Annotated in this window: 2 protein-coding genes and 2 pseudogenes; all 4 read left to right on the top strand. The window is 50.4% G+C overall.

Annotation, left to right across the window (positions count from 1 at the left end; translation table 11 throughout):
• On the top strand, positions 1–1,200 hold a 1,200-nt coding region (gene pta, locus Q0688_RS27515; protein ID WP_299085349.1), incomplete at its 5' end, for a phosphate acetyltransferase.
• A 244-nt stretch (positions 1,201–1,444) separates the two neighbouring features.
• A pseudogene (locus Q0688_RS27510) lies at positions 1,445–1,858 on the top strand (hypothetical protein); the annotation flags it as partial.
• 343 nt (positions 1,859–2,201) lie between these two features.
• Positions 2,202–2,531 carry a helix-turn-helix transcriptional regulator gene (locus Q0688_RS27505; RefSeq protein ID WP_299085346.1) on the top strand — a complete coding sequence of 110 codons (330 nt, stop codon included), beginning with the start codon at positions 2,202–2,204 and terminating at the stop codon, positions 2,529–2,531.
• Positions 2,532–2,699: 168 nt separating this feature from the next.
• A pseudogene (locus Q0688_RS27500) lies at positions 2,700–3,047 on the top strand (glutamine synthetase); the annotation flags it as partial.

The raw sequence follows: 3,047 nt of genomic DNA, 5'->3' as shown, positions 1-3,047 counted from the left end.
ATAAAATTTGACCTTTTTTATTATTTCAATAATATAAATATAAATTATGGAACAATTAATCTCAATAAATGGAATTTTAAGATGAAGGCGATTGAACGGATTATTGATAAGGCTCACTTAGATCGTAAGCGAGTGGTTTTGAGCGAAGCAGAAGACTCTCGTGTACTCAAAGCGGCGCGATTGGCGATAGATAAACAGCTTGCTTACATTACGCTGGTGGGTGACGAAAAGGCGATTATCGAAGCCGCTCAGTTGCATCATATTAACCTCGCGGGCATTCATATTGTTTCACCACAAACATCAGCACTTAAAGCCGTGTTGGCTGAGCGTCTGTATGAGTTAAGAAAAGCCAAAGGCATGACTTATGAAGATGCATTGGAGAAGGTCAAAGACCCACTGATTTTTGCCAATTTGATGGTGAGGGAAGGACTGGTCGACGGTACGGTTAATGGTGCGGTTTATACCACATCAGATGTAGTGCGAGCTGCGCTGCAGATCATCGGCCCCGCACCAGACAGTGAATTGGTATCGAGCTTCTTTCTGATGATGTTGTGTGAGCCTTTCCATAATCTTAAAGGCGGCATGATTTTCAGTGATTGTGGTTTGGTGATTAACCCCAATGAAACCGAGCTTGCATCGATAGCAGTGGCCGCATCAAATAGTGCTCAAACGCTGTTAATGGAAGAACCGAAAGTGGCAATGCTGTCGTTTTCTACCAATGGCAGTGCCAAGCATGAATCGGTCGATAAGGTGCGTCATGCCGCCCAGTTAGTGAAGCAACGTTGCCCCGGAATTGCGGTTGATCAGGATGTTCAACTCGACGCGGCTATTGTCACTGAAATTGCGGCGAAAAAGTTGCCCGATTCCGAGGTAAAAGGAGAATCTAACGTGCTGATATTCCCAAACTTAGAAGCTGGCAATATCGGTTACAAGCTTGCTGAAAGGCTAGGAGGCGCGGTCGCGATTGGTCCTTTGTTGCAAGGGTTGAATCAACCAGCCAATGACCTATCCAGAGGTTGTAGTGCCGAAGATATCTTTAATGTAATCGCGGTGACGGCTGTGCAAGCACAACAAAGTAAAACGGCAAATGCAACGACGGATGTTGACGCTGATGCTCAAGAAGCTTCAGAAGATCAAAACGCTACAGAAGATCAAAAAGCTAAAGAAAGAGCTGAATCGGAATTTGAGTTTAGGTACTAAGGCTCAAACTTAAAGCTCGTACTCATACTAAGTAAACAAGACCTAATTAGGATTGCCAATGGAGTTACCTGTTTTACTCGCCATTCTCGCCACTATTGCGGTGGGTACCTATTTCCAAACTGTCACGGGGTTTGGACTCGGCATTATCGTGATTGGTCTTACGGTCAGCCTTAATCTGGTTTCGTTGCCCGTGATTGCTGCCGTGGTCAGTATTGTGACCTTGTTTAATTGTTTTGTTGCGTTGATGGGCAAGCCACTGATGCTCTATGTGTTTTCCGATGGTTCAGTATTCAGTAACGGCATGATTGATAGCTCAGTAAACGGTCGTGGCAAAGGTGTGTGGACCGGTGACAACTCCTCGACCGCCGCGTCGTTTTTTCTTGTCTACGATCCGGTCGCGCAGCAAACCGCTATTCGCCAGCAGGTCGGTTGGATGCGCAGTGATGCCTCGGTCGAAACCACTGCGACGCCGGCTGCGAATAATGTCAATTTGTTGGTCGAAACGGTCATCCTCAATTACATGGCCTTGCACGGTGAAGAGGGCTCGTTCGATCAAGCGGGGGTTTTCCCCAGTCATGGCTTGGGCAGCTCGACCAACTGGGCCAACTATCTGGCATTTGGTCAGATCGATTCGGTCACGGGTGGGCAGATTACCTAGCACATCCTGTGAGTCATGGTGCTTTTGACAGTTGGCTGACTCCTGCGGCGATCGCTTTTCGGCGTTCTGGGTCGCAACTTTGATGGCGAGTTCACAATCCCTGCGTCGCACGCACTGCATCTGGGCGCAGGGAAGCTATATTTAATAAATCACTGTGTTTCAGTTACTTGTGTGAAAAATAGTCGCCTCTGGCGTCGCAACCCTCACACGGGTACCGCCGGATCCAAGTAGCGAAATAGTCCCCATGCCAATATCTCAGACCATGCCTGTTGCGTCGCCCCTTTTTCTTGGCACAGGGTTTTGCCGCCGACGTTGTTTAGGTCCGCTGCGCAGTGTGCCAGGCATGATTTTGGCGGTCTGCCTGACATTGGCCACGCTTACCACAACGGTGTTCGCGAAGGATGCTGAGACCGACAGTGCTTCATTGGATCAGCAGCTGCAATCACTCAAAAAAGACGTGCTCGAGCTCATGCTGCGGGGCTACGGCACACACATTTCCGCAGAGCGTCTGGATATCGCCCTGGAAACCGTACGCAGGCACCGCAAAAGCATCTATCGCAAACTGGACGTGAGTTCCCAAACCGATCTTTTCTCACTGTTCCTGAACGCGATGTCCTGTATGGGAGAGGCTGCGGGCAAGGACCCTCTCAGTATCTACATGTCACCGCGCTGAGCAGGATTTAGCATCAGCGGCGTGCGTTTGAAAACCAGGTAAAACGGCGAACGGGAGGGTGCATTTGAAAGTTGTGAAACGCGTCTTTGATTTGCCCCATGTAGGGTATTGAGTGGCTCCGGCTAACCCTGGATAGTGCGGTCTTACCAATGTCTGTACGGTGGATGCATGTCGCTTGAAGCCGATTGGTTCCTGCGGGCTCACCCTGAGATTACGACCATAGAAGCGCTGCTCCCCGACTGCAACGGGGTTATGCGCGGCAAGTGGGTCCCGCGCCACAAACTCAGCACCATCTTCGACGGTGAGTTGAAACTTCCCAAAACCGCACTAAGCCTGGATATCTGGGGCCGCGACGTCGAACAACTGGTTTTTGCCAGCGGCGACGCCGACGGAATATGTCGCCCGGTGGAAGGATCACTGTTACCCACGCCCTGGGCCGCCGACGGCAGCCACGGCCAGGTCATGCTCTCCATGTTTGACACCGATGGTACGCCCTACGCGGGCGATCCTCGCCAG

This window comes from uncultured Paraglaciecola sp. (genome assembly GCF_937123705.1).
In the GTDB taxonomy this organism is placed as follows: domain Bacteria; phylum Pseudomonadota; class Gammaproteobacteria; order Enterobacterales; family Alteromonadaceae; genus Paraglaciecola.
Note: the sequence above shows the minus strand (reverse complement) of the source record. Positions and strands in the feature narration are given on the sequence as shown.